This window comes from Micromonospora sp. DT47 (assembly GCF_049844475.1).
Lineage (GTDB): Bacteria > Actinomycetota > Actinomycetes > Mycobacteriales > Micromonosporaceae > Micromonospora.
Window position 1 is genome coordinate 1 of record NZ_JBNCLC010000060.1, and the last position, 1,767, is coordinate 1,767.

The window sequence follows — 1,767 nt, forward strand, 5'->3', positions numbered from 1 at the left end:
GGTCGATAATTGGTGGGTGCAGGGTAGATCCGGTCTCGACCGCGAGTTGCTGGACACGGCGGCGCTGGTCGGGCATCTGGTGCCGGTGGGCAGTGTGTACGCGTTCCTGGCCCAGCACCGTGGCGTGGTGTTCCCGGACGGGCTGTTCGCCGATTTGTTCCCGTCCGGGCGGGGCCGGCCCTCGGTGCCCGGCGAGGTGATCGCGTCGGTGCTGGTGCTGCAGACGTTGCAGGATCTGTCCGACACGGAGGCAATGCAGGCGCTGCGGTGTGACCTGCGGTGGAAGGTGGCGTGTGGTCTGCCCATCGACCACGAGGGGTTCCATCCCACGACGTTGACGGTGTGGCGTAACCGGCTACGCGCCTCGGACCGGCCGGAACGGATCTTCGAAGCGGTGCGGACGGTGACCGCCCAGACCGGGGTGTTGCGGGGTAAGACCCGCCGGGCGTTGGACTCGGTGGTGCTCGACGACGCGGTGGCCACGCAGGACACCGTCACCCAGTTGATCGCGGCGGTGCGGCGGGTGCGTCGTGAGGTGCCCGCCGCCGCGCAGGTGATCGCGCAACACTGCCATGCCCATGACTGGGACGATGCTGGTAAGCCGGCGATCGCCTGGGACGACAAGGCCGCCCGTGACGCGCTGGTGTCGGCTCTGGTCAACGACGCGAACCTGCTCGTGGACGCCTTACGCGAGGCCGAGCTGGACCAGCAGGGGTCGCGGGCGCTCGCCCTGCTGGCGTTGGTGGCCGGTCAGGACGTCGAGCCCGCCGAAGGCAGCGATGGCACCGACGGCAGGTGGCGCATCGCCCGCCGGGTCGCCGAGAACCGGGTGATCAGCGTGATCGACCCGCAGGCGCGGCACGCGCACAAGACCGTGCATCACCGCCAGGACGGGTTCAAAGCGCATGTCGCGGTCGAGCCGGACACCGGGCTGTTCACCGCCGGGGAGGTCACCGAGGCAGCCGGCGAGGACAACCACGAGGCCGTCGTCGGCCTCGCGCTGCTCGACGACGAAGAGCCCGGCGAGTTGGAGGTGCTGGGCGACTCGGCCTACGGCACCGGCGACGCCCGCGCCGCCCTCACCAAGAAAGGGCACACCGCGATCATCAAACCTGTGCCGCTGCGTCCCGCGGTGACCGGCGGGTTCACCCTGGACGACTTCACCACCGACGAGACCGCCGGTACTGTCACCTGCCCCAACGGGCTAACCCGGCCGATCACCCCGAGCCGCACCGTCACCTTCGGCGCCGCCTGCCGCGGCTGCCCGCTACGCGCCCGCTGCACCACATCGAAGACCGGCCGATCGTTGACCCTGCACCCACACGACGCGCTGCTACGCGCCGCCCGCCGCGACTGGTCCACCAACCCCGACCTACAAGCCACCTACCGCCAACACCGGCCCATGGTCGAACGCTCCATCGCCTGGCTGATCGGACCCAAAGGACGCTGCCGCAAACTGCGCTACCGCGGCGTCGCCGCCAACGACTGGTGGCTGCACACCCGCATGGCCGCCCTCAACCTCCGCCGCCTGACCAACCTCGGCCTGCACCACCAGCACGGCACCTGGACACTCGCCCCGATCGCGTGACACCCCAACCGAAACCCCCACATCCGGCCGCTTGACCGCCGCCGCCGACCCGGGACATCCTGACCAGTGGTGGGCGGGTGACCACGTTGTCGACCCCCAGGGTCTGACCTTCACGCCGCACAGACGGCCTTGTCGGCACCCGCCCACCCCTCAACACCCTTTGTTCAGGGGTCTCCTAG

1 protein-coding gene is annotated in these 1,767 nt (G+C 70.1%); it reads left to right on the forward strand.

The window, feature by feature from the left end; all coding sequences use genetic code 11:
- The first annotated feature begins 16 nt into the window (after positions 1-16).
- On the forward strand, positions 17-1,588 hold the full coding sequence (locus tag ACLQ2U_RS32125) for an IS1182 family transposase (RefSeq protein WP_425754633.1): 1,572 nt from the start codon (positions 17-19) through the stop codon (positions 1,586-1,588).
- Positions 1,589-1,767: the final 179 nt, after the last annotated feature.